The organism is Stenotrophomonas sp. TWI819 (assembly GCF_039673075.1).
Taxonomy (GTDB): Bacteria; Pseudomonadota; Gammaproteobacteria; order Xanthomonadales; family Xanthomonadaceae; genus Stenotrophomonas; species Stenotrophomonas rhizophila_B.
The window spans coordinates 56,736-79,653 of the sequence record NZ_JBDJKY010000005.1 but is presented as its reverse complement, the minus strand read 5'-3'; the positions used below and the strand labels follow the sequence as shown (position 1 = coordinate 79,653).

Annotated in this window: 33 protein-coding genes and 1 tRNA gene; 27 read left to right on the top strand and 7 right to left on the bottom strand. The window is 65.1% G+C overall.

All coding sequences use genetic code 11. The features are described from left to right. Positions 1-12: 12 nt before the first annotated feature. Positions 13-765, top strand: a complete 753-nt coding sequence (locus ABE463_RS08600; RefSeq protein ID WP_346467864.1) for a DUF1828 domain-containing protein — start codon at positions 13-15, stop codon at positions 763-765. Between the two features lie 50 nt (positions 766-815). Here ABE463_RS08600 and yecR read toward each other — a convergent pair whose 3' ends face one another. Continuing rightward, entirely contained in the window at positions 816-1,205 is a 390-nt protein-coding gene (gene yecR, locus ABE463_RS08595) for a YecR family lipoprotein (protein ID WP_346467863.1), read from the bottom strand. A 219-nt stretch (positions 1,206-1,424) separates the two neighbouring features. Here yecR and ABE463_RS08590 point away from each other — a divergent pair, with 219 nt between their 5' ends. From ABE463_RS08590 to ABE463_RS08555, 8 genes are read left to right on the top strand one after another with little or no spacing between them, the layout of a single operon-like run. Further along, a complete protein-coding gene (locus tag ABE463_RS08590) occupies positions 1,425-1,664 on the top strand; it encodes a hypothetical protein (RefSeq protein ID WP_346467862.1) in 240 nt (79 codons plus the stop codon). Continuing rightward, positions 1,661-1,897, top strand: a complete 237-nt coding sequence (locus tag ABE463_RS08585; RefSeq protein ID WP_346467861.1) for a hypothetical protein — start codon at positions 1,661-1,663, stop codon at positions 1,895-1,897. Before ABE463_RS08590 ends, ABE463_RS08585 begins: the two co-directional genes overlap by 4 nt. After that, positions 1,894-2,028 (top strand): hypothetical protein, encoded by a 135-nt coding sequence (locus ABE463_RS08580; RefSeq protein WP_346467860.1) that lies wholly within the window; start codon positions 1,894-1,896, stop codon positions 2,026-2,028. The genes ABE463_RS08585 and ABE463_RS08580 overlap by 4 nt, the downstream gene beginning before the upstream one ends. Beyond that, the gene (locus ABE463_RS08575; RefSeq protein WP_346467859.1) at positions 2,016-2,198 is read left to right on the top strand and encodes a hypothetical protein; all 183 of its coding nucleotides are present in this window, start codon (positions 2,016-2,018) and stop codon (positions 2,196-2,198) included. Before ABE463_RS08580 ends, ABE463_RS08575 begins: the two co-directional genes overlap by 13 nt. Beyond that, positions 2,191-2,730 carry a hypothetical protein gene (locus ABE463_RS08570; RefSeq protein ID WP_346467858.1) on the top strand — a complete coding sequence of 180 codons (540 nt, stop codon included), beginning with the start codon at positions 2,191-2,193 and terminating at the stop codon, positions 2,728-2,730. Before ABE463_RS08575 ends, ABE463_RS08570 begins: the two co-directional genes overlap by 8 nt. Then, the gene (locus ABE463_RS08565; protein WP_346467857.1) at positions 2,727-3,059 is read left to right on the top strand and encodes a hypothetical protein; all 333 of its coding nucleotides are present in this window, start codon (positions 2,727-2,729) and stop codon (positions 3,057-3,059) included. The genes ABE463_RS08570 and ABE463_RS08565 overlap by 4 nt, the downstream gene beginning before the upstream one ends. A 2-nt stretch (positions 3,060-3,061) precedes the next feature. Next, the gene (locus ABE463_RS08560) at positions 3,062-3,298 is read left to right on the top strand and encodes a hypothetical protein (RefSeq protein ID WP_346467856.1); all 237 of its coding nucleotides are present in this window, start codon (positions 3,062-3,064) and stop codon (positions 3,296-3,298) included. After that, positions 3,291-3,746, top strand: a complete 456-nt coding sequence (locus ABE463_RS08555) for a hypothetical protein (protein ID WP_346467855.1) — start codon at positions 3,291-3,293, stop codon at positions 3,744-3,746. Before ABE463_RS08560 ends, ABE463_RS08555 begins: the two co-directional genes overlap by 8 nt. Positions 3,747-3,768: 22 nt before the next feature. Here ABE463_RS08555 and ABE463_RS08550 read toward each other — a convergent pair whose 3' ends face one another. Continuing rightward, on the bottom strand, positions 3,769-4,533 hold the full coding sequence (locus ABE463_RS08550) for a hypothetical protein (protein ID WP_346467853.1): 765 nt from the start codon (positions 4,531-4,533) through the stop codon (positions 3,769-3,771). Positions 4,534-4,658: 125 nt separating this feature from the next. Between ABE463_RS08550 and ABE463_RS08545 the strand changes: the two genes are divergently transcribed. The 9 genes from ABE463_RS08545 to ABE463_RS08505 all read left to right on the top strand — a co-directional run bounded on the left by ABE463_RS08545 (position 4,659) and on the right by ABE463_RS08505 (position 10,012). Further along, a complete protein-coding gene (locus ABE463_RS08545; RefSeq protein ID WP_346467852.1) occupies positions 4,659-5,192 on the top strand; it encodes a hypothetical protein in 534 nt (177 codons plus the stop codon). Beyond that, positions 5,185-5,910: an HNH endonuclease signature motif containing protein gene (locus ABE463_RS08540; RefSeq protein WP_346467851.1), complete on the top strand. Its 726-nt coding sequence runs from the start codon at positions 5,185-5,187 to the stop codon at positions 5,908-5,910. Before ABE463_RS08545 ends, ABE463_RS08540 begins: the two co-directional genes overlap by 8 nt. Continuing rightward, positions 5,891-6,145, top strand: a complete 255-nt coding sequence (locus ABE463_RS08535; protein ID WP_019184948.1) for a hypothetical protein — start codon at positions 5,891-5,893, stop codon at positions 6,143-6,145. Before ABE463_RS08540 ends, ABE463_RS08535 begins: the two co-directional genes overlap by 20 nt. Positions 6,146-6,198: 53 nt before the next feature. Further along, entirely contained in the window at positions 6,199-6,654 is a 456-nt protein-coding gene (locus ABE463_RS08530; RefSeq protein WP_346467850.1) for a hypothetical protein, read from the top strand. Then, on the top strand, positions 6,651-6,896 hold the full coding sequence (locus tag ABE463_RS08525; protein WP_346467849.1) for a hypothetical protein: 246 nt from the start codon (positions 6,651-6,653) through the stop codon (positions 6,894-6,896). The genes ABE463_RS08530 and ABE463_RS08525 overlap by 4 nt, the downstream gene beginning before the upstream one ends. Beyond that, positions 6,893-7,174 (top strand): hypothetical protein, encoded by a 282-nt coding sequence (locus tag ABE463_RS08520; protein ID WP_346467848.1) that lies wholly within the window; start codon positions 6,893-6,895, stop codon positions 7,172-7,174. Before ABE463_RS08525 ends, ABE463_RS08520 begins: the two co-directional genes overlap by 4 nt. Beyond that, on the top strand, positions 7,171-7,461 hold the full coding sequence (locus tag ABE463_RS08515; RefSeq protein WP_346467847.1) for an AlpA family transcriptional regulator: 291 nt from the start codon (positions 7,171-7,173) through the stop codon (positions 7,459-7,461). Before ABE463_RS08520 ends, ABE463_RS08515 begins: the two co-directional genes overlap by 4 nt. A gap of 278 nt (positions 7,462-7,739) precedes the next feature. Beyond that, positions 7,740-8,450: a hypothetical protein gene (locus ABE463_RS08510; RefSeq protein WP_346467846.1), complete on the top strand. Its 711-nt coding sequence runs from the start codon at positions 7,740-7,742 to the stop codon at positions 8,448-8,450. Continuing rightward, positions 8,450-10,012: a hypothetical protein gene (locus ABE463_RS08505; protein ID WP_346467845.1), complete on the top strand. Its 1,563-nt coding sequence runs from the start codon at positions 8,450-8,452 to the stop codon at positions 10,010-10,012. The genes ABE463_RS08510 and ABE463_RS08505 overlap by 1 nt, the downstream gene beginning before the upstream one ends. A gap of 101 nt (positions 10,013-10,113) precedes the next feature. Here the strand turns inward: ABE463_RS08505 and ABE463_RS08500 are convergent, their stop codons facing one another. Both ABE463_RS08500 and ABE463_RS08495 read right to left on the bottom strand, forming a co-directional pair. Further along, entirely contained in the window at positions 10,114-10,278 is a 165-nt protein-coding gene (locus ABE463_RS08500) for a hypothetical protein (RefSeq protein WP_259261475.1), read from the bottom strand. A gap of 124 nt (positions 10,279-10,402) precedes the next feature. Further along, positions 10,403-11,425, bottom strand: coding sequence for an NADP-dependent oxidoreductase (locus ABE463_RS08495; protein WP_346467844.1), 1,023 nt, complete (start codon positions 11,423-11,425; stop codon positions 10,403-10,405). Between the two features lie 222 nt (positions 11,426-11,647). On the opposite strand from ABE463_RS08495, the gene ABE463_RS08490 reads away from it, so the two are divergent. From ABE463_RS08490 to dxs, 9 genes are all read left to right on the top strand, one after another. Then, positions 11,648-12,037 (top strand): hypothetical protein, encoded by a 390-nt coding sequence (locus ABE463_RS08490; RefSeq protein ID WP_346467843.1) that lies wholly within the window; start codon positions 11,648-11,650, stop codon positions 12,035-12,037. A 17-nt stretch (positions 12,038-12,054) separates the two neighbouring features. Further along, entirely contained in the window at positions 12,055-13,242 is a 1,188-nt protein-coding gene (locus tag ABE463_RS08485) for a YbfB/YjiJ family MFS transporter (RefSeq protein WP_346467842.1), read from the top strand. A gap of 203 nt (positions 13,243-13,445) precedes the next feature. Next, positions 13,446-13,521: transfer RNA gene (locus tag ABE463_RS08480), tRNA-Phe, on the top strand. A 317-nt stretch (positions 13,522-13,838) separates the two neighbouring features. Next, positions 13,839-14,555, top strand: a complete 717-nt coding sequence (locus tag ABE463_RS08475) for a hypothetical protein (RefSeq protein ID WP_346467841.1) — start codon at positions 13,839-13,841, stop codon at positions 14,553-14,555. A gap of 123 nt (positions 14,556-14,678) precedes the next feature. Further along, positions 14,679-15,218 (top strand): lipocalin family protein, encoded by a 540-nt coding sequence (locus ABE463_RS08470; protein ID WP_313208997.1) that lies wholly within the window; start codon positions 14,679-14,681, stop codon positions 15,216-15,218. Between the two features lie 167 nt (positions 15,219-15,385). After that, positions 15,386-15,871: an LEA type 2 family protein gene (locus ABE463_RS08465; protein WP_123730685.1), complete on the top strand. Its 486-nt coding sequence runs from the start codon at positions 15,386-15,388 to the stop codon at positions 15,869-15,871. Between the two features lie 47 nt (positions 15,872-15,918). Continuing rightward, positions 15,919-17,712 (top strand): acyl-CoA dehydrogenase C-terminal domain-containing protein, encoded by a 1,794-nt coding sequence (locus tag ABE463_RS08460; protein WP_346467840.1) that lies wholly within the window; start codon positions 15,919-15,921, stop codon positions 17,710-17,712. Positions 17,713-17,942: 230 nt separating this feature from the next. Then, positions 17,943-18,602, top strand: coding sequence for an HNH endonuclease (locus ABE463_RS08455; protein WP_123730683.1), 660 nt, complete (start codon positions 17,943-17,945; stop codon positions 18,600-18,602). A 116-nt stretch (positions 18,603-18,718) separates the two neighbouring features. After that, positions 18,719-20,629, top strand: coding sequence for a 1-deoxy-D-xylulose-5-phosphate synthase (gene dxs, locus ABE463_RS08450; RefSeq protein WP_346467839.1), 1,911 nt, complete (start codon positions 18,719-18,721; stop codon positions 20,627-20,629). Positions 20,630-20,744: 115 nt separating this feature from the next. Here the strand turns inward: dxs and ABE463_RS08445 are convergent, their stop codons facing one another. The 3 genes from ABE463_RS08445 to ABE463_RS08435 form a co-directional block, all read right to left on the bottom strand. Then, positions 20,745-21,308: a DUF3011 domain-containing protein gene (locus ABE463_RS08445; protein WP_346467838.1), complete on the bottom strand. Its 564-nt coding sequence runs from the start codon at positions 21,306-21,308 to the stop codon at positions 20,745-20,747. Positions 21,309-21,476: 168 nt separating this feature from the next. Further along, positions 21,477-21,680, bottom strand: a complete 204-nt coding sequence (locus tag ABE463_RS08440; RefSeq protein WP_123730680.1) for a hypothetical protein — start codon at positions 21,678-21,680, stop codon at positions 21,477-21,479. Between the two features lie 166 nt (positions 21,681-21,846). Continuing rightward, a complete protein-coding gene (locus ABE463_RS08435) occupies positions 21,847-22,905 on the bottom strand; it encodes a linear amide C-N hydrolase (RefSeq protein WP_346467837.1) in 1,059 nt (352 codons plus the stop codon). Positions 22,906-22,918: the final 13 nt, after the last annotated feature.

The following is a 22,918-nucleotide window of genomic DNA, read 5'->3' as shown; positions in this document are numbered from 1 at the left end:
GCTGCTACTGCCATGAACCATGATGCTATCGCACACGCGCTCTGCGGCAACTACACGCGGCTAAGTGATCGATCGGGTTACCTCGAGTCGCCGCTGGCGTTTCCTCACGACGGGACGCTCATTGGCGCTTATGTGGTCGACGCAGGCAATGGGCGAGTGCACGTAACGGATGACGGTGACATCGCCTTCCACGTTGCCGTTGCCGGCGCGGCGATCAACGCTGCCAGGATGAAGACCTATCGTTCTATTACCGAGAGCTTCGGACTTTTACTCGGAGACGATGGAGCGATTGCCGTCACCTGCCGTGAAGAAGAACTGATCGACGTCTTGGCGAGGTACATGCAAGCAGCCTCAGCTGTTGCGCACAAAGGGCTGCGGCACAGGCCTCGCGATGATGAGCGATTTGAGAAGGTAGTGCACAGCTTGTTGCTCGCGAGGTACGGCGACCGCGTCACACGTCGAGCAGAGGCCATCGGTCTAAGTGGTCACCAGCTTAGGTTCCCCTTTGCAATTACGACGGCCGCTGGCCGCCCGGCGTACATCCAGACAGTCGCAGCTGACACAGACGTCATCCATTGGAAAGCAGTCTACGAAGCCGGGGGGAAATTCAAGGATGTTAGAGCTGCCAGGCCCGACGCACCGTTGATCGCTATCCTTGAGGGCTCGCGCGACGCAGATCGCGCTAGCCGCTTCTTCGCGGACACGGCGGCAGTCGTTGTGTATGAAGGCGGTTTACTGGACCTGGACTTCGCACTCGCGGCCTAGAGTGCTGAGCGGCCTAAGAAAAAGCCCCGCTTCTCAGCGGGGCTTGAACGTTAGAACCACTTCTTCGGGCTGGGCACCGTCGCACCAGCGGGCACACTCTCAACGTGTGTACCCATGGGCTGGCCGTTACCCTGGCCAAGGCACTGGTATTCCTTCGTTACTACGAATTGAACACACCCGCCAAGACCACCTGGCTGGTTGCACTGAGATGTCGTGCCGCCGAAAGCCTCGGCTCCCGTATAGCCCCACGTTGAACAGCGCTTAGTCGCCAGCGCCACGGCCTGAGCCTCGCTAAGCACTGGCTTCTCAAAGCCACCGTGCACATAGGACAAACGCACGACGCCATCGGAACGACTGCCCCCAGTGGCGGCCCACTCCTTCGTCGTGGAGCAGCCCGAGAGCGCGAGCAACGTTGCAGCAACAGCTATCAGCTTCTTCATGAAACCCCCTGTATCCATACGATCACGCAATCTTAGCAATCAACGTAGCCCCAGCGGGGTTTTCGCCACGCGATCGGCTCAGCAAGCTACTCGCTGACCATGTTCAGAAAAAATCCAACGCCAAATATAAGCGCCCCTATTGACGAATAGAATTAGCGCCACTAATCTTTCTCTGTCGCCCCAGTAACAGCCCATCCGGGCCGGGGCTCGGAGTCCTCCATGGCTTTCGCTGCCTTCACCGCTTCCGGTCCCGTCACGGTCAAAGCCGTGCACGCCACCGATACCGTCGCCATCTCCTTCGGCACCGTCGAGATCAACCTCTCGCCCGCCGAATGGGCCGAGCTCGCCATGAAGGGCTCCAGCGCCGCGCTCGAACTGCGCGCCAACCACATCCGCACCGGCATGCGCATCGGCCCCCTGCAGCTCGGCAACGCCGACCTGGTCGAGGCACAGGCATGAGCGCCGTCATCCTCTCGTTCCCCACCAACACCGCCCAGCGCGCCAACGGCGCCGGCCTGGCCGTGGCGATCGCTGCCAAGCGCATGGGCTACCGCCCGCACCACATCGCCCGTGCCGCCGCCCTCGCCCGTCGCGAGGTGCTGGACGGCCACAAGAGCGCGGCCCGCGCCGTCGCCGACATGACGCGCGATCTGGCGCACGGCGCCCGCAGCCACACGCCGGGTGCAGCATGAGCGGCATCGACTTCGCCTTCGGCCTGATCGTCGGCTTCGCCGCCGGCGCCATCATCGCAACGACCTGGGTGCAGCGACGCCAGGAAGAGCACTTCGCCAAGCTCATGGAGCAGATCCGATGCGCTGGCTGAGCCGACACTGGCGCGCCGCCCTGCTGGCGCTGATCACCGCGCTGCTCGCGCTCGTCTCGTTCGGCATGGCATGGGTCCGCATCTACGACACCGGCGTGTACCTGCTGATGGGTGCCCTGCTGTGCGCCAGCTTCGTGCCCGATGCGTGGAGGCGCGGCCGCGATGGCTGATCCAACCGTCGCCTCCACCGTGCGCGCCATGCGCCGTGCAGGCGCCGCCGGCGAGCCAGTGCCGGCAGCGGTCGCCGCTGCCTGGGCAAAGGTCTTCATGGAGCAGCTTTATGGCTCGCAGAAGCCGGTCCGCTACGAATGCCGGCTGCGCGGCAGCAGAGATCTCTGGGAAGAGGCCGAGCCCGAGGACGTGATCAACCCGCGGCGCCGGAATCTGATCATCCGCGCGCTCTACCTGCACCCGCCGGTCGGAAAGCAGCAGCACCGCTGGCCGCCCGGAAGCAACGGTGACGGCAGGTGCCTGGACTGCGACGAAGCCGAGTGGCTCGCAGGGCCGGACTGCCGGCCGCACGCCCCGCTCCGCGACCACCGCTCATCCATGCCCTTCCGCATCACCTGGCTGATCGAACCGCTCGAAAAGCTCCAGTACCTGACGAAGCACCTCGGCCCGACCGACCGCGCCAAGTGGCGCAACGAAACCACCTACCTCATCGACCGCATCAGAGACCACGAGAAGGGAAGCCAGCCATGACGACCGACAAGTGCAACGACACCCCGACCCCTGCCGAGATCCGCATCTGGGAGGTCAGCGACTGCGAATGGTTCGCCGGGGCTGGCGATGCCGCCGCCATCTTGGCCGCCTACATGGACCACACGCGACTGGACGAAGACGAAGCCACCTCGAACGGCCAGTACCCACGCCTGCTCACTGACGCCGAGCTGGACAGCATGACCTACACGTACACCGATGAGGACGAGCTGCCCACCGAGCAGGCCACGTTCCGCACGGCGCTGGAGCGCGCGATCGCCAATGGAGAGGCCGCAGAAGCACCCTCCCTCTTCGCCACGACGGAGTTCTGAGTATGTCGACCGCGAAGCCAACCATCCGCACCACCACTCGTGCGCTCGTGCAGGTCACCGTCGAAGTGCCTTGCGGCTCTTGGGGCACCGGCTGCGAACTGTCGCAGGTATACCGCCAAGCAGCGGAAGGGGCGACCGGCAAGCTGCGGCGCTTGTTGGTGAACGATGGCATCCGAATCGTGGGTGTCGCGTCGATCAAGGCGATCACCACCAACACGGAGGCCACGACCAATGGCTGATATCGAACAGCACTCTGCCGCCGACGTCCCGGCTGACCAGCTGAGCGTCCTGCGCCACACTCTGGGCGTCGGCGAGGATGGCTGCGCCCCCAGCTACCGCAATCACTTTGTCACCGGCGAAGGCGGCCGCGATCACGCGCTATGCATGGCGCTCGTGACCGCTGGATTGATGACCAGGCACAGCGGCAACGCCCTGACGGGCGGCAGTGACGTGTTCGGCGCGACCAACGCGGGTCGACTTGCCGCTGCGGGCACGCCACCGAAGCTCAGCCGCAGTCAGCAGCGCTATCGCGAGTACCTGCGTACCGACAGCAACTTGTCTTTCATCGACTGGCTGCGTTCTCCCTACTGCCCGAAGTTCGCCACCCTGGCCACCGTTAAGCCGCCGGGTGACCTGCGGACGAAGATCCGCCCCGTCGCTGAACTGAAGAAATGCACCAATGGCTGACCTGCACACGAGCGTCCAAGGTTCACCTGAAAAGCTGCGCCAGTTCGGGCGGGAGCTCTTGCACCACCATTCCTTCCATCGCCTCGTGGTTTTCGTAGTAGTTGGCCAGCTGGTTAACCAGCCGGTCTATCGCCGCAAGAACGGCGCGCCCGTGCGTGAACCGGTTCTCCGCCATCTTCGCTCGCCTTTCCATGGGAAGAAGGCTAATGGCATTTGCGCTCATGCCTGGCCCACGGTTGAAGTTCTGCCATGCCGAAAGAAGCGTGAGGATGGAAAAAGCATCGGCATCCTCGAAGCCGTCGAGTTGATCCGCAAAACGCTCTATCAGGGACAATTCCGGCAACGGCCTAGAGTTAACGAAGACCGCAAGAATCTCGTCACTCGGGTTCTGCATAACAGCCGGGCGGACGTTCGCCAGCAGGATCATCAGGTCGCGCCGGGCAAATACGAGCTCCCTGCTGAAAGCGTGAGCCATCCTAACGGCCTTGGTCCTCTGCAACTGTCTCGAATGCTCGCGGTCGTTAGCTTGCAGCTCTCGGGCATTTTTTTGCTCACCGTCGGCGGCTTCCCTGGCGACATTGATCTGGCCCTTGGCGACGTGGAGCGCTGCAAGAACAGCGGCAATCGTAGCAACAGCGGAAGCCCATGCAGCAGCCTCTGCCGAACGATCCATTGGAAAGCCCACGAAGGCAACGGTGCCGGCGATGCCAACAGCGCCGCCGACCAGCAAAAAGCCGATCGGATTACGAATAGCGGAAAAGGCGGCCAACCACCTGTTGCGAACCATCTGCTGATCCCCCTGTGGAGTGATCGGCATTCTGCCACGGGCGGCGGCACCGCCACCCAACGCACCACCCTGGCCACCGTCAAGCCGCCGCGTGACCGGCGCACCAGGCTGCGGGAGGACGTGTAATGGCCGGTCCGCTGCATGACGAGATCGTGGCAGCATCCGTCCGGTGGCTCCGCCGCAACGGGTGCGCCGCGATCCTGTGCGACCCATTCAAGGCCGGTCCCCGTGAACAGCCCGATGCCATCGGCTGGCGTGATGGGATATCGCTGGTCGTGGAGGTGAAGGCCAGTCGCTCTGACTTCCTCGCCGACGCCAAAAAGCCGCACCGCATCGATCCGGCAGACGCCGTCGGCGACTGGCGCTTCTATGCGGCGCCGGCCGGGGTGGTCAAAGTCGAGGACCTGCAGGCCGGATGGGGATTGCTGGAGTGGGATGGGCGCTGCCTGAAGCCTTCGCATGGCGTGCCGCTCGGCAACTGCAACTTGCATGGCGCGCCGTTCCGCGACACGTCGAACAAGCGCGCCGAAACCCAGCTGCTGGTCTCCGCAATCCACCGGCCTGAGTTTGTGCCGCGCCGTGGCGCAAGGCTCCGCCCAGGGATCCATTTCGAAGCGTGGGCGGCTCACCTGGCAGAACCGGAGGTGGCCGGTGGCTGAGGCAGTGAATGCGCCCAGGCAACGAAAGCCTTGGTCGGAAGACGAGGATGAAACTCTCCGAATCAACTGGCCGCGGTTCCCGGCGTTCTTGATCGCGTACGTCCTGGGACGTGGGCGGCCTTCGGTGTATCGCCGGGTGGCGCAGTTGGGCTTGGAGAAGGCACCCGACTTCGAAACGCAGCAGCTGGCCAAGCTTTGGAACGGCACGCAGGATCCGGCCTCAATCGCCAAAAGGTTCAAGCCGGGCGGCACGCCGGCGAACAAGGGGCTCCGGCGCCCAGGCTGGGCGCCGGGCCGCATGGCAGCAACCCAGTTCAAGAAGGGGCGCCCTGCGAGCGAGTCTCGCAACTACGTGCCGATCGGCACGGAGAAGGTAGACCCAAAGCGAAAGTCACTGATACGCAAGGTGACCGATGACCCGTCAATCTTCCCGGTCAAGCGGTGGCGCCCGGTGCACGTGATCGTCTGGGAGGCGGCACACGGGCCGGTGCCAGAGGGACACATCGTCATTTTCCGGCCCGGCATGAAGACGTTCGTCGCGGCCGATATCACCGCCGACCGTTTAGAGCTTGTGACCCTGGCCGAGAACATGCGGCGCAATACCTTCCACAACCGCTACCCGCCAGAAGTCAAAGAGCTCATCCACCTGAAGGCGCGGATTACCCGCCGAATCAACAAACGTACGAAGGAGCAAAAGCATGAAGAACAAGGTCAGTGACGTCCGCGACCACCTGGTGGCCATGCTGGAGCGTTTGGGCGACGACAATCTGAGCGCCGAGGATATGGGCCTGGTGATCGAGCGCGCCAAAACTTCGACGATGGTTGCGACCACCTACATCGGCGCGGTGAAAGTTGAGCTCGATGCGATCCGCTTGATGGATGAAACCGGCAAGCTTGCCACCGCCGTTGGGCTGCCGCAGCAGGCCCCGGCGATCCAACAGGGGCGCGCCTAATGACAACCGCCTGCCCGGCCGCCTCTGATGGCGGTAGTCACTTTGGCACAGGCATGGAGTTGGCCAACCTATCGGAGATCGATCTCGACTCGATCACCCCGGAAGATGCACGCCTGTGGGAAGCCAGGGGGCAAGCTCTCCAGTCTCTCGCTGCCGGCGACATGGACGCCGCGCTGCGGGTGATGGGGATGGTGTCCTCGCGGAGCATGGAACGCGACGAGGCGTGGGATATAGCGGCTGCCGCAGTAACGCTTCGCTTGGCAGCCGGCTGGACCCGGGACATGCTCATCAGCAGCACCGAGAGCGGCAAGGCGCCGTGTGGACGTGGCTACTACCTCTTTTGCTCAGGCGTGCTTGCTGTTTGCTACTTCCCAATGGCCTGCATCACCGACATGAACGGCCGGGGCTACCACTTCCACATCACCAGGGAGCTGCTCAACGAGCGAGAGCCAAGCCCCCTCTCAGCCCGTCGCTCGATCGTGCCGCATCAACTGGAGATGTTCGCATGATCGCCGCCGGCTTCCCCCTCGCCCGGTACAGGCTGCTGTGCTTCATGCGGGAGCACCTGCTGATTGCACGCCGCGTGCGCCTGCATGGCCCGGGCAGCGGCGGCCTGCTGGATCCGCCGTTCTGGCATTTGATGGACCTCGCCGCGGCCAACCGCCGCAGGCTGCTGAATTTGATTTCAATCGAGCGTTCGGTGCTCGCAGAGGCACCGTCTTTTCCCGCACAACTGGAGCTGTTCGCATGACCCAGCGACATATCAGCCACCCCGATCCGCTGCCGGCCTGCGCCGCCGGTCACAGCGCGCGCCACATCCACGACCTGCGCAGCATCGCCGCTGGCGGCGGCCACTTCGTTGAGTGCCGGTGCCGGGCGACCCGGAAGCACGCCGACGCGGATACCGCGATCGCGGAATGGAGGCGGGTCAACCGGCCCGCCCGTGTTCGCCGGGCGGCGGAGCCCGCCGTAGTCGACAACGTGGTGCAGATGCGGCTGCCCGGCCTGGCCACTGGCAACGCCGCGTGACCGCCACCTACCAAAACGAATCAGCCGCACGCCGCGGCGAAGGAGACCAGATGACCAGCACCACCGAACGCCGAGCCCCCAACCTGCTGCGCCTGAAAGAGGTCATCACCAAGACCGGGCTGTCTAAGAACACCATCTACGACCGGATCCGGAAAAAGGAGTTTCCTGCGCAAATCGACCTCGGGGGCAACTGCGTGGCCTGGTCGGAGGACGAGATCGACCGGTGGATTCAGGCAAAAATGGATGCCCGTCAGGTCAATGAGGACGGATTGCCGAAAGCCGCATGACGCGGGGGCATATGTGGGGGCATCCGCAAGTTGCTGGACCGCCCTCCTCTACTGCCGCAAGGGTCTTATCGGCGAACGGGATTCCCCTTGGCTCCACCACTATTCAACAAAAAGCCCCGAAAACACGGTTTTCGGGGCTTTTTGTTTAGCCGGCCCGAGAACCGCCGCATCGTCACTCAAGTTTGCCGGCCCGCTGCCGATATCGCCCACTGGAGTGATGCGGCCAGCCGCATCGCATCTTCCATGGAGTTTCAGGCCGACTTGAAGGAGCAGTGGCAGTGTCGAGACATTCCTGGCGTTGGATGCTGTGTGCACTGGTCACCGCGGCAATGTTGTCCGGCTGCGTGGTCAGCCAGACCCGCAATGGCAGCTATCAGTTTGGCTTCATCGATCCTGGCACCTCCGTGGCCGAGTTTCAGACGGCGAATGGAAAAGCACGGCTGCGCAGGCACATGGATGGCACATGGGGGGTACGCTTCCCCGACACTCTCAGCGTGTACCGCATGGGACGACATGACCAGGTTTCCCTCGTGCGGACCCTTACGGTGGGCGGCACCACGGCCGCTTTGTTCGAGCGCCGCAATCGCCAATGTGTCGACTTTGAACTGCTGACCATCACCCGCGGCAACGTCGCGCGCAACCTGATCCAGCCTGGCTGCGGTCAGCCGGTGTCCGTCAACGTGGAGAACGACCAGCTTGTTCTGCGTACCGTTGAGCAGCGCCCGATGGTCTGGGCGTGGTCGCCTGAGGGCCTGAAACGAGGCCGCCTGCAAGCTCCCCCTCAGGCGCCCGCACCCCGTACCGCCAGCCCGGCGCCGCAGCGGTCCACCCCTGCACCTCCCGTGCAGCCCCGGCCCCGGCCGAGCGCACCTTCCCCCCGCCCCACGTCACCACCGGCCCGCGTCAGCGACGCAGTCGCCATTCCGAGTGGCAGCATCGATGTGGTCAAGCTGCCACCGACTCGGGTCACCCTTGAGAAGGGGGACTAGTGTCGACCCTGCCCCCCGCGCTTCCAGACACCCAGCCACCGGCCGTCGCATCGGTGCGTCACCATGTCCCGACCCGACCGCGCTGGCTGTTGCCGGTTTGTGCAGCCACCGCGCTCTATCTCGTTGTCGAACTGTCGTTCAATGCCCGCTTGCTCGATGTGGTGGGCGGCAGCGCCACCCTGCACGAAATCGACCGGATCGAACTGTGGGGCCGCATGATCTCCGGATTTGCGCTTGCGCTCGTGTTCTGGCCGAGCTGGATCCAGCGTGCGATCGAGCGCTACCCTGGCCGGCTTCGGCGGGCGCGGTCACTGGCCGCGCGCTCCCTCCTGGCGATGCTCTGCATGTACCTCGGACAGGAAGCCCTGCTGCGGGTGCTGGTGCATCACTCGAGCACAGAGCAACTGCGCCAGGCACAGCATCTGGTGCTCCTGCGCAGCGGACTTCATGCAGGCGCTGTCGAGCTGACCGGCCTGCCCTTGACGACCCGCGAACTCGACGCGCCGGACGGGAAAGCGTTTCAGGCGATGTTTCCGATGATGGCGTCGGGGTTGGGTGACGTCATTGGCGAGCAGTTCGGGCCTGAGCAACGTCGCACCGTAACCCATCATCTCGTCGCCGGGGCATTGGGCGATCCGAATGTGCGTCTGAACGCCTACGCCGCGATGCTGCGGGAGTTGCAGATCAGCTATGGCGACTATCGGAAGGCGCTGAGCAGGATCGACGCATCTGGCGCGGATGCCTGGTCGCGCTACGTTCGCAAACTCCGCCAGCGCGGCTTTTCGCCGGATGGCGTGCCGCGACGTCACCACGGCAGGGTCCGCAGCCAAGTGCAGCGGGACGGAGTACCAGTACCGTCGGATTGGCGACCGGGCGACCGCAGGCGGTTCATCGAGGCCGCTACGCGCAGTGCGCGTGCTGATGCCTCACGACAGTTCAACGAGGCATTGGGCAATCAGGTACCCGCATTCCGCGGGGTGTCAGCGCCCGACTCTCTTCGCGGATTTTTGACGGATCCAGGGGTTCAGCCGAGAATCCTGGCAGCACTGGGCTACACGTGCGTGCAGTCATTCACTGCCGACATTCCCGATGCGGCTGCCTTCAACCGCCACATCCATCTCCCGGAACTGCAATGCCAAGTGGACAGGCAACTGGCCGAGGTAGGGGAATTGGATCCCGGGCGAGAGGCACGACGCGCCTTGCTGGTCCCCTTCATCGCGTTGAGCCTGTCGCTGTTTGGCGCGTTGGCGCACATGGCAAAATTCACGATGCTGACGGCAAGCCTGTTCCGTGGATACCCCTTGTTCAAGCGCCGGGGCATCTTCGCCGCGACCGCCCTCGTCTTTCCCGTCGTTACCATCGTGGTGTGCAGTTGGCTGCCGATCAGTCCGACGACACGTACGCCGCTGTACGCCACGCTCGAATCCAGCATGCGCCTTCCGTCAACATGGGTGGTGCGTGGCACCATCCACGGACAGACGCTGGGCTATCCACTGTCCGAGGCGGTGCGCGTGCATGTCCTGCGCGGTGTTGACTTCGGCTATCAGGGCGATACGCCCTAGCTTTTTCGCCCCCATGCGCGGGAGAACGACGCCGAAGGAGACGAACCTGGCACACCGGGCAGGTTCGTCTCGTCTCCGGGATGGTTCAGCCCGGTGCGGCGTCAGTCAGGATTATCCTTGCGCTCCGGCCGGCGCGTCCCCGCGTCATGGATCGCCTGATCGGTCTGCGCCGGCCGCTGCTTGGCGGTCTCATCCTGCTTGCGGTCCTGCTGGCTTTCTTCGATGCCTTCCTGCTTGCCGTGTTCGCTGGGCTTGGTGTCTGCCATGGGTCTACTCACTTGTGCGGTTCCCGGTACGGGGCCTTCACCCGCAGGCTAACCGGCCGATCGTGATGCACGAATCACGATCGGCACGGCCTTGCACACGGCGCACTCACACGTGGCCCAGTGCTCAGTCGAGCTTGACCACCAGCTTGCCGAAGTTGCGGCCCTTGAGCAGCCCGAAGAAGGCCTCCGGCGCCTGCTCGAGCCCGTCGACGATGTCTTCGCGATACTGCACCTTGCCGTCCTTCAGCCACTGGCCCATGTCGCGCAGGAACGCCGGAAAGAAGGCATGCAGATCGGACTGGATGAAGCCACGCACGGTCAGCCGCTGACGCAGCACCTGGCTCATGAAGCCGGGCAGACGGTCCGGGCCGGGCAGCACCGCGCCACGTGCGTTGTAGGTCGCGATCGTGCCGCACACCGGGATGCGCGCGAAATCGTTGAGCAACGGCGCTACGGCGTCGAACACATGCCCGCCCACGTTTTCGAAGTAGACATCGATCCCGTTGGGCACCGCCGCGCGCAACTGTTCGGCGAAATCGTCGGCACGATGATCCAGCGCCACATCGAACCCCAGGGTTTCAAGGTAGCGGCGCTTCTGCTCGCCGCCGGCGATTCCCACCGTGCGCGCGCCCTGCAGCTGGGCGATCTGGCCCACGGTCGCCCCGACCGGACCACTGGCGGCAGCCACCACCACCGTCTCGCCCGGCTGCGGCTTGCCGATCTCCTGAAGACCCACGTAAGCGGTGAATCCGGGCATGCCATACACACCCAGGGCAGTACTGAGCGGCAGCCCGTTGTCCTCCAGCGTGCGGGTCAGCGAGTCGCCGGGCACCACCGCATGCGTCTGCCAGTTGCCCGAGGCCACCACCTGCGTGCCCACCGCGATGTCCGGATGGTTGGAGGCCACCACCTCGGCTACCGTGCGGCCTTCCATCACCGCATCCAGCGCAACCGGCGCGGCATAGGACGGCCCCTCTTCCATGCGACCGCGCATGTAGGGATCCAGCGACAGGTAGCGATTACGCAGCAGCACCTCACCGGGACCCGGCGTGGGAACCGGCACCTGCTCAAGGCGGAAATTGGCGGCTACCGGCTCACCGTGGGGACGCGATGCAAGCACGATGCGGGTGTTGGTCAGGGCATTCATCGTGGCGTGACTCCAAGCGAACAGAAAGGAATCCCGACACTACGGGTTCCACATGTGCACGGGCGGTGGGTAAAACAGCGTTCCATTGGTGCAGCACGCTGCCAGGCCCGGCAGGCCTTGTGCGGCGGCGACCGCCGCGTCCCATGGCGCCACAGCGTTCCATCCGTGCCTCGCGCGGTGGACGGATTGCCCCGGCAGCGATGCCAGGCGCATGATCGTGCCATGAGCAACTTCCCCTCGCGTCCACGCCGCTACCTGCTGCCTGTGCTGATGTCGGCCACGACCGTGTTCGGCCTGGCGTGCTGGGCGATCCTTGCTACCGAACCAGGATGCCTCGCCGCACAGGGCCATTGGTCGTCCGGGAACGGCCAGTGCCATACGCGGCTGTGCCTGCTGCAGGGCGACTGCGGTGAGCGCGCCGCGCCGATCGCGGGCTGCGCCGGGCTGCAACCCGGCGATTCCCGCGGGAAGGTGTACTTCCACCTCGGCAATCCGCTGCCGGGCGCTGCGGAGCAGGCGCGCTGGCCGGCGCACAAGGCAAGCGCTGGCAGCATCGTGGCCGACTTCGATGGCGAGCGCCTGACCCGCCTGCAATGTCCCGACGCGCGTTGACGCAGGCGCGAGCCACCATGCTGTCCTCATCGACTGCGCCGCCTTCCCGCGCCCCCTGGCAGGTCATCACTGCCGGCATCTGCGCCCTGGTGCTGACCGTGGGCCTGGCCCGCTTTGCTTATACCCCGTTGCTGCCGCTCATGCGGGAGGATGCCGGACTGTCAGCGGCCAACGGCGGATGGCTGGCGACCTTCAATTACCTCGGCTATCTCACCGGCACGCTGTTGGTTGCCCGGGTCGGCGAGATGCAGTTGAAATTCCGTTTTTACCGCGTCGGGCTGGTGTTGGCGGTGATCTCTACCGCCCTCATGGGTGCCACCGCAGACATGACGGCATGGAGCGTGCTGCGCTTCGTGGCCGGCCTGTCCAGCACGGCCGGCCTGTTGCTGGCCTCGGGGCTGGTGCTCAACTGGCTGCTCGCGCATCAGCGCCGCCCCCGGCTCGGCCTGCATTTTGCCGGGCTCGGGATGGGCATCGCGGTCTCCGGCCTGGCTGCGGCGGCGATGGCCGATCATCTGCTGTCCTCGCAGCAATGGCTCGCACTCGGTGCGCTTGCGCTCGTTTTTTTGATACCTGCCTGGGCGTGGATGCCCGCACCGGTGCCGATCTCCAGCCCGAGCGGTACCGCAGCGCCCGCGCCCCCTGGGCAACGTTGGCGCTGGCTGCTGATCGCGTCCTACTTCTGTGCGGGGTTCGGCTTCGTGGTCAGCGCGACGTTCATCGTCGCCATTCTCGTGCAGACCCCTGCCTTCGCCGGTCGCGGGAGTTGGGTGTGGGTGCTGGTCGGGATCACCGCCATCCCCTCCACGTTCGCCTGGGACCGTATCGCGGCGCGGCTGGGCCTGATCCGCGCGTTGATGTTCGCCTATGCGTTGCAGACCGTGTCATTCGTGCTGCCGCTCCTGGACGACGGCGTGTGGGCCGGCGCCACCAGCGCCGTGCTGTTCGGCCTGACCTTCGCCGGCATCGTCAGCCTGACCCTGACCGTGGTCGGTCGCCACTACCCGCACAATCCTGCCAAGGCGATGGCGACGCTGACGCTGAGTTATGGCGTCGCCCAGATCATCGCCCCCGCGATCGCCGGCACGCTGGCGCGCGACAGCGGCTCCTACCAAGGCGCCCTGGCACTGGCGGCGGTCATGATGGCCATCGGCATCGCGCTGCTGTGGTGCATGCCGGATGAGGACCACGCCCGCGGTGCGTGAGCAGTGACCGCTGCGCCGGGCCCGCGTCTGAACCGGGATTCATGCGTTCCGCTGCTGCCTGCGAACCCGCTGTATCAAGCACTTGCGTGTCTGCGGACAGGGGTACGGAAACAAATGTGAAATTTTTTTCGCGAAACGCTTGCCGAACCCCTCATACCTCCGTATTATTCGCGTCCTCGCCAGCGGCAACGCAGCGATGAAGTGGCCGGGTAGCTCAGTTGGTAGAGCAGGGGATTGAAAATCCCCGTGTCGGCGGTTCGATTCCGTCCCCGGCCACCACAATTTCAGATGACCTGCAGAAATGCAGGTCATTTTTTTTGTCTGTTGTTCGGTCGCCCCACATCGCACCGTGTTCAACGAAGGCATTTCCGCAGCTGGTTCGTGCTCCATGACGTACTTCATCGGCAGTGCATTCGCGCCGACGGCGACGCACGCACGCACGCACGCGATGATGAAGCGAACATCGAAACGGTGATCCGTCGCGCGGCACCGTTCCTTGCCGTTCATCGCCACGCGCTGGCATGCTTGTCCGGCGGACAGGATCGTCTGCGGCCACGCCTGTTCGTCCCCAAGGCCGCGCACACAGGGAGAGGTGAATGTCGGACGCCATCGAAGCACTGCAGGCGCAGATCGCGCAGCTCAAGCGAAACCAACGGCGACTGACGCTGGGATGCGCAGCTGCCGGCCTGCTGACCATGGCGGCGTTGACGATGGGTGCGACCTCACAGCGCAGCGCCAGCTTTGATGTCATTGATGCGCAACGCATCAACATCAAGGAGCCTGACGGAACGTTGCGGCTGGCGATCTCCAATCGCACGCTGTTTCCTGGGGTGGTCATTCACAACAAGGAGCAACCTCATCCGCGCCCGATGGCAGGCATGCTGTTCTTCAACGATGAAGGAACGGAAAACGGCGGGCTGATCTACAACGGTTCGCTCGACAAGAGCGGCAAACCCTCCAGCGGCATGAGCCTGACCTTTGATCGCTATCAGCAGGATCAGCAGATGCAACTGCTGGGCGTGGATGATGCGGGGACACACTACGCAGGGCTGACCTTCAATGACGTTGCCGATGGCCTGTCCCGCCCGTTCTTCTCCGAGCGGGACGAAGCACTTCATCGGAAGGGCATTCCTGCGATCACCGAGCGCGTGTTCCTTGGCAAGTCTGATGCGCGCGATGCCATGCTGACCCTGCGCGATGGTCAAGGAAAGCCGCGGCTTGAGTTGGTGGTGACGCCCTCGGGAGATGCCAAGGTGCGCTTCCTGGACGAGAGCGGCAACGCCACGCGGGAACTCTCCGCTGACAGTCGGTAGCGCGGGTGCCGCACGCTGCCACGCGCACGTCAGCGACGTGGGACGGCCACTGCATGACGGAATATTCACAATTTCCGCTCAGCCTATGCCTAAGCTCGCTGCGTCTTGTGTGGAGTGTCGACAATGCGCAGCCGCTATCTGATCAGTGCCCTGCTCGCCCTTGCCGCCACCGGGTCGGCCTGGGCGGCCGCGCCGGTGACCTCGGTGGAGGCGCTGGACATGGGCCGCTATGCCGGCCAGTGGCATGAGATCGCGCACCTGCCGGTGTCGTTCCAGAAGAAATGCGTGGGCGACATCACCGCCACCTACAGCCTGCGTGCCGATGGACGGATCAGCGTGCACAACGCCTGCCGCGAGGCTGACGGGGATCGCGTGGCAGCAGATGGCGTGGCGCGCCCGGTCGAGGGCCATCCCGGCCGCCTGCAGGTACGTTTCGTGCCGGACTGGCTGTCCTGGGTGCCGCTGGTGTGGGCCGATTACTGGGTGATCGCGCTGGACCCCGGCTACCAGTGGGCAGTGGTCGGCGAGCCGGACCGCAAGTACCTGTGGATCCTGTCGCGCTCACCGAGCATGGATACCGCCCTGTTCGAGCAGCTCAAAGCCCGTGCCGAAGCAATGGGCTATGACCTCGCCCCGCTGCGGGTGATGGCGCCGCTGGACTGACCCGGCCCGGCCACACCCCGCGCGCCGGGCCGGCCTGCCCCACGACTAAAAGCACGTGGCCCCGTCATCCCGGTGCCCTACCCTTGCATCTCGCTGCCGCAGGCAGCGCGAACACCATACGCCGTAGTATGCTCACACCCATGCAACACCCGCCTGAGGATTGCGCCATGTCCCACCGCTTCCGTCCCCGCCTCGCCTTTGCCCTGATCGTCATCGCCTCGCTGGCCCTGACCGCCTGCAACAAGACGGTCAAACGCGTTTCCGAGCCGGCCGCCAGCGTGCAGGAGTTGACGGTGCGTGCCGATGGCAGCTGGACGGTTGCGCTGCGCCTGCAGAACTTCAGCTCCATGCCCATGACCTTCGACAACGTCGCGCTGCAGTTGAAGGTGAGCGATGAGGATGCCGGCCAGCTGCAGCTGAAGCCCGCACTGTCCATTGGCGGGGTCTCGGCCGATGTGGTCAACGTGGACATCAAGCCGAGCTCGGGCGCCCGCCTGGTGATGGCCGATGCACTGGCCGGCAACCGCACCCTGGGCTATTCGCTCAAGGGCACGGTAAGCGCCACCCCGCAGGAAAAAAAGCAACGCACCTTCGAGATTGAAAGCCGCAGCACGCTCAACCAGGCCCCTGGCCTGCCCGGCGTCCTGCGCTGACCGGCGGGCTTTCCGCCACCCTTCGCCACTGATCGAGACTGTCCCCGATGAGCAGCTACACCGCCCCGCTTTCCGATATCCGTTTCGCCCTGCATGACGTGCTCAAGGTCGAGCCGCTGTTCGCGCGCCTTGGCCTGACCGATGCCACCGCCGATGTGGTGGATGCCGTGCTGGAAGAAGCCGGCCGTTTCAGTGCCAGCGTGCTGGCGCCGTTGAACAGCGTGGGCGATGAGATCGGCTGCGTCCTCGACCAGGCCACCGGCGAGGTCACCACCCCGCCGGGCTTCAAGCAGGCCTACGCCCAGTTCGTGGACGGCGGCTGGACCGGTCTGACCGCTGCACCGGAACTGGGTGGCCAAGGCCTGCCGCATACGTTGGGCGTGCCGCTCAATGAAATGATCAATGCCGCCAACCTGGCATGGGGCAACTTCCCGCTGCTCTCGCACGGTGCGATCGAAGCGCTCAAGCAGCATGGCGAGGCCTGGCAGCAGGACGCCTTCCTCAAGCCGCTGATCGACGGCCGCTGGACCGGCACCATGTGCCTGACCGAACCGCATTGCGGCACCGATCTTGGCCTGCTCAAGACCAAGGCCGAGCCGAACGCGGATGGCAGCTATGCGATCACCGGCACCAAGATCTTCATCACCGCCGGCGAGCACGACCTCACCGACAACATCGTGCACCTGGTGCTGGCCAAGCTGCCCGACGCACCGGCCGGGGCCAAGGGCATTTCGCTGTTCGTCACCCCGAAGTTCAAGGTCGATCGCGAGGGCAAGGTGGGCGAGCGCAATGCGCTGCGCTGCGGCTCGATCGAACACAAGATGGGCATCAAGGGCTCGGTCACCTGCGTGATGAACTTCGACGGTGCCGAAGGCTATCTGGTCGGCCAGCCGCACAAGGGCCTGCAGGCGATGTTCACCATGATGAACACCGCGCGCCTGGGCGTCGGCCTGCAGGGCATCGGCCTGTCCGAGCGGGCCTACCAGAACGCACTGAAGTACGCCCGCGAGCGCCTGCAGTCGCGTTCGCTGAGCGGCCCGAAGAACCCGGAAAAGCCGGCCGACCCGATCCTGGTGCACCCGGATGTGCGGCGCATGCTGCTGACCATCAAATCGCTGGTCGAAGGCAGCCGCCTGCTGGCCCTGCACGCGGCGACCCTGATCGACGTCACCCACCACGCCGAGGATGCCGGCGAGCGCGAACGCGCGGACACGCTGGTGAGCTTCCTGACCCCGATCTCCAAGGCCTGCCAGACCGAATGGGGCATCGAGAACACCTACAACGCGCTGCAGTGCTTCGGTGGCCATGGCTACATCCGCGAGCACGGCATGGAGCAGCTGGCCCGCGATGCGCGCATCACCACGTTGTATGAAGGCACCACCGGCATCCAGGCGCTGGACCTGATCGGCCGCAAGACCGCCTCCAGCCAGGGCGCGGGGCTGAAGCTGATGCTGGCCGAGATCGAGGCCTTCGCCAAGGCCAATGAAGGCAACGAAGCGCTGGCCGAGTTCATTGCCCCGCTGCGCGCCAAGGCCGGCGAGTGGGCCACGCTGACCATGGCGACCTTGCAGCGCGCGGCCACCAACCCGGACGAACTGGGCGCAGCCAGCTTCGATTACCTGTTCTACTCGGGCTATGTGGTGCTGGCCTACTGGTGGGCCCGCAGCGTCGCCGCCGCCGATGCTTCGGCGCAGAGCGACGCGTTCAAGCAGGCCAAGCGCGAGACGGCCCGCTTCTACTTCGCCCGCGTGCTGCCGCGCACGCTCAGCCACGCCGCCGCGATCCAGTCCGGCGCCGAGCCGCTGATGGCCATGACCGACGCGCATTTCGGCGAAGGTTGATCGGTCGCCAGACCACCGACCAACGGTCGGTGGCTACCTGATCGTCGGTAGGTGCCGACCGTTGGTCGGCACCCCGATAAACCTTCTGGAGAAAAGCCCCCTTGATGTTCAAGGGGGCGCGCCGAAGGCGCGGGGCTAAGGTGGAATGCCTGTCCGAATCGTTACCAAATGGGTAGGCGCTTGACGCCTATACCCATTTGGTAACGATTCGGGTATAAGCTGTTTTCCCGATGGAGACAGACACTACACGCTTGGGTCTGATCGATACCGGAGCCTCGTCCGCCCCGGTCGCCGAGGTGTCGCCGATCGTTACGCTGCATCGGCCCGGTTCGGTGCGGTTATTGGCCCTGGACGCTCACGGGCGCGTACTCGACTGGATCAATTGGCAGGACGCCTCCTGCCTCTACGCGCGTGGCGCAGTGGCCTGGACCCTGGGCGACCCCTGCCTGCACATCCACGGCGGCATCTGCCGTACCACCGGCCTGCAGAGCGGTCTGGACCTGCACCCGATCATCGCCGCCCGCGGCCACGCCCGCTCCCGCGCGATCGACCCGACCCCGAATCTGTCCAATCCCGCGCTGTTCGCGCGCGATTCGCACCTGTGCCTGTACTGCGGGCAACAGTTCAACCGCCCCCAACTGACCCGCGACCACGTCATGCCGATCTCCAAGGGCGGCCTGGATGTGTGGGAGAACGTGGTGAGCGCCTGCTTCCACTGCAACTCGCGCAAGAGCAACCGCACCCCGCAGCAGGCCGGCATGCCGCTGCTGGCGGTGCCGTACCGGCCGAGCTGGATCGAGCACATGATCCTGTCCAACCGCAACATCCTGGCCGATCAGATGGCATTCCTGAAAGCGCAGTTGCCGAAGCGTTCCAAGCTCTGCGCGTGAGCGCGCTGCGACGTTCTGTCGCAGCCACCCTCACCGTTTACTCACTGAAAAGGCGGTTTGCTTGCCCCACCCTCATTTGGGGGGGAAAATAGGCGCTCAGAAGAAGCGCGATAAACATGATCGATTCCGCCCGCTATCCCCGCCTTGCGCGCATCCAGTCACCGGATGACCTGCGCAGGTTCGAAGAATCCGAACTGCCCGCGATCGCGGATGAACTGCGTGCCTACCTGATTGAGTCGGTGGGCAAGAGCGGCGGCCATTTCGGCGCCGGCCTGGGCGTGATCGAACTGACCGTCGCCCTGCACTACCTGTATCAGACGCCCGTCGATCAGCTGGTCTGGGATGTGGGTCATCAGACCTACCCGCACAAGATCCTGACCGGCCGCCGCGACGAGATCCACACGGTCAAGCAGAAGGACGGCGTGGCGCCGTTCCCCAAGCGCGAGGAAAGCGAGTACGACACCTTCGGCGTCGGCCATTCCTCCACCTCCATCTCGGCGGCGCTGGGCATGGCCATCGCACGCCAGGCCGAAGGCGATGACCGCAAGGTCGTGGCCGTGATCGGCGATGGCGCGATGACCGCCGGCATGGCCTATGAAGCCTTGAACCACGCCGGCGGCATGGAGCAGGAACCGAACCTGCTGGTGATCCTCAACGACAACAACATGTCGATCTCCGAGGCCGTGGGTGGGCTGACCAAGATGCTCGGCCGCGCCACCGGCAGCCGCACGCTCAATGCGCTGCGCGAAGGCGGCAAGAAGATCCTCGGCGACAAGAAGCACAACCCCACCGCGCGCTTCGTGAAGCGCTGGGAAGAGCACTGGAAGGGCATGTTCGTGCCGTCCACGTTCTTCGAGGAAATGGGCTTCCATTACACCGGCCCGATCGACGGCCACGACGTGCCGGCGCTGGTCGCCACGCTGAAGACGCTCAAGAGCCTGAAGGGCCTGAAGCTGCTGCACGTGATGACCACCAAGGGCAAGGGCTACGAGCGCGCCGAAGGTGATCAGATCGGGTATCACGCGGTCGGCCCGTTCGATCCGGACAAGGGCCTGATCGCCAAGGGTGGGGCCAAGAAGCCGACCTACACCGACGTCTTCAGCGACTGGCTGTGCGATGCCGCCGCGGCCGAACCGAAGCTGATGGGCATCACCCCGGCGATGCGCGAAGGCTCCGGCCTGGTGCGCTTCAGCAAGGAATACCCGGAGCGCTACTTCGATGTGGCCATCGCCGAGCAGCACGCGGTGACCCTGGCGGCCGGCATGGCTACCCAGGGCGCCAAGCCGGTCGTGGCGATCTACTCGACGTTCCTGCAGCGCGCGTACGACCAGCTGGTCCACGACGTGGCCGTGCAGGAGCTGGACGTGCTGTTCGCGATCGACCGCGCTGGCGTGGTCGGCCCGGACGGCGCGACCCATGCCGGCAACCTGGACCTGAGCTTCCTGCGCTGCGTGCCGCACATGGTGGTGATGGCACCGTCCGATGAGGCCGAGTGCCGCCAGATGCTGACCACCGGCCTGCGCTATGCCGGCCCGGCCGCGGTGCGCTACCCGCGCGGCAGCGGCACCGGCATCGCCGCCGGCACGGATCTGGCCACGCTGGAGATCGGCAAGGCCGAGCTGCGCCTGCAGGGCAGCCGCATCGCCCTGCTCGCCTTCGGCAGCACCGTGACCGCCGCCGAACAGGTGGGCCGCGAACTGGGGCTGACCGTGGTCAACATGCGCTTCATCAAGCCGCTGGATCGTGCCCTGCTGCTGGAACTCGCGCAGCGCCACGAAGGCTTCGTCACCATCGAAGACAACGTGGTCGCCGGCGGTGCCGGCTCCGGCGTGGCCGAGCTGCTCAATGCCGAGAACGTGCTCAAGCCGTTCCTGCATCTGGGCCTGCCGGACAGCTTCCAGCACCACGCCAGCCGCGAAGACCTGCTGGCCGAAGCCGGCATCGACGCTGATGGCATCCGCCAGGCCGTGCTCAAGCGCTGGCCCATGCTGGTCAAGAGCGGCCAGCCGCTCAGCGCTGCGGGCTGAATCACGGCCCGCCCCACTGGGTCAGCGCTCAGGAAAAGCACCGAGGCCGCGTCCCATTGACGCGGCCTCGTTCGTTTGAGCGCTCAGGAAGCGCCCAGGCGCCGTGCGCCGGTACTCAGTAGATCTGGAACTGGGCGCGGCAGCCGCCGTCCACCCAGACGCCCGTGCGGTCCCAGCCCCAGGTGCGACCTTCGATACAGGCGTTGCGCGAGGTCTGGCGGATCAGCCGCGCCTCGCGGCGGACATTGGCGACGCAGCGCTGACGGCGATGGTCATTGGAATCGCAGGTCAGGATCTGCCCCCGGCCGCTGTTGCCGCCGCCGTTGTGCCCCCAGCCGTTGCCGCCGCCGTTCCAGCGACCGCCACCGCGACCACCTTCGGCAACGAACTCGGCACGGCAGCCCTGCGTCACCCACACGCCGCCGCGTGCCTGGCCCCAGGTCTGACCTTCAACGCACGGCGAGCCGGAGATCTGCCGCACCAGACGGGCGCGACCCGGCAGCGCGCACTGCTGCGTGCGGTTCTTGATCGATTCGCAGCGCACCGGGCCACCGTTGTAACCGTCGTCGTAATAGCGGTCGTAGTTCTGCGCCTGGGCGGCGCCGGCCAGCGCCATCAGCGCGGGCACCACGGCCCAGCGCAATCGTCTGGCTGTCTGGGAGGGGCTGTTGTTCGACATGGGGTCCTCGTTACGTGTTGGGGGAGGCGCACAGGATCGGTGATCCCCCTTCCGGGCGACATAGGCCATAAGTCGCTGATTTCATCCCCTATTTAGGTACCCGACGCGAAGCTGACTGAGTCACTGATGCGTGGTCACATCGAGGCGGACAACCGGATCAGAGCACGCTCAGCCGTAGCGGACGGCGTCCACGTAGGTCTCCAGCACCTGGACCCGCACCGCGCTGCTGTCACCGGTTTCGGCGAAGTGCTCGCGCGCCAGGGCATCGGCGAAATCGAAGGCGGTCGCGCCGCTGCGGAACGCAATCGGTGCGGATTTGGCCGGGTGCACGACGTGCCAGCGGCGTTCGATGTGTTGCAGTTTGATCACCATGCGGATCGTTCCTTTGCGGCATGCCTGGGCGAGATGACGAACGGCGCGACTGCAGGCGCAGGCGCGTCGAGGCGAAGCTCACGACGGGAGGGATCCATCCCTCGGCAGGAACGATAGAGCAGGCCACAGCCCTTTGATATCGGATTAGTCTGATTTTGCGGGCGGCTTACCCTTCGATCCCCAGGAAACGGAACGGCTCGGCCGGCTGGAACCGGGGCAGCGCATCGCCGGCGAACACATTGCGCTGATCCGGCCCCAGGTCGAGCTTGAGCACCGGCGCACCGCGCGTGAAGTCGGCCTTGTTGAGGTCCACCCAGAAGGTGTTGGGCGTCATCGCCGATTCGAAGAAGTACAGTTTCCGCTTGTGGTCCGCCACGGTCCGCCAGCGCGTGGAGGAGATGTTCGGCTCGCCCGGCGTGGTGATGCCATACGGCACGGACACATTGCGGATCACGCTGAACACACTGGCCAGTGCCACCACCGGATCTTCGCTTTTGGGAATCGCATTGATGTAGAACTTCGCGCGCGCGAAGCGATCGGCCGAACGGTTCGTCCCCGGCAGCATCACCGTGCCGCCGATGTCCTGCCAGTAGGTGTTGAGCGCCAGCTGCTGATCGAACACCGGCGAGTTGGTCATCACCTGGTAGGCGCGATCGTGATGGATCACCTGCTTGCCGTTGATGTACTCCACGATCGCGCTGTCGCCGGTCGCATCGGACATCGACAGGTGCAAGGTGGCCAGCCGCGACTCACCAGGAACCTTGTCGGTCACGATGGTAAACGGCTCACGTTCCAGCGCGGCCACCGCCTCGGCGACGGTCGCGAAATTGTCGAGCACATACTGCGCCCACAGCGACATCGAGAGTCCCGGCCTGGAGCCGCGCTGATGCGGATACTTCGATTCGGCCAGCCAGAGCAGGTTGGCCGACAGTCCCGCCTCGTTGAGACCATCGGTAGTGGAGATGTCGTAGCCGGTGGCGACGACGCTGCCGTACCGCGAGGTCCAGCGGATCGAACGCGGCCCGGCCAGGCCGTCGCGTGCAATGCCTTTGGGCAGTACCCAGAGGTTGGTGGCCACATCGGTCTTCCAGTCCATCGAACGCGCGGTGATCACATCCTGGTTGTCGCCCAGGTACACCACACGCGTGCAGGCATCGGCCTGGGCGGAGACACAGGTCAATGCAACGGCGAGCGCAACGTGACGCAACGACAACAAGGTCTTCATGCAGTGCCTCCTG